Origin of the sequence: Psychrobacter sp. Cmf 22.2, assembly GCF_001921745.1 — a bacterium.
GTDB lineage: Bacteria > Pseudomonadota > Gammaproteobacteria > Pseudomonadales > Moraxellaceae > Psychrobacter.
In genome coordinates this window covers 1-257 of the sequence record NZ_MRYA01000055.1, presented here as the reverse complement: position 1 = coordinate 257, position 257 = coordinate 1, and the positions used below count along the sequence as shown (strand labels likewise).

Below are 257 nucleotides of genomic sequence, written 5' to 3'. Positions count from 1 at the left end.
CCACCATGGCCAATGACTTGGTGGTGGTCGAGCCTGTCTTAGTGCAAAAAATTGCCGAAGATAAAGACGCAGCTGCGCGTATCTTGCAGCTTCTGGAGCAAAATGCCCTTAATGAAACCCTTGCTGATAATGACACTGAACAAGTTGCTAACCCAAATAATGATTTAGCGGTTAATGACACAAGCGCTGTAGCAAAATTGATGCCTAACTTTATGCAAAGCATGGATACCAATATTCAGCAGTTGACCTTGCGTATT

1 protein-coding gene is annotated in these 257 nt (G+C 43.6%); it reads left to right on the top strand.

The features are described from left to right. Positions 1-257 (top strand): hypothetical protein (locus BTV98_RS13685; RefSeq protein WP_178379399.1); only part of this gene is annotated, 257 nt, incomplete at both ends.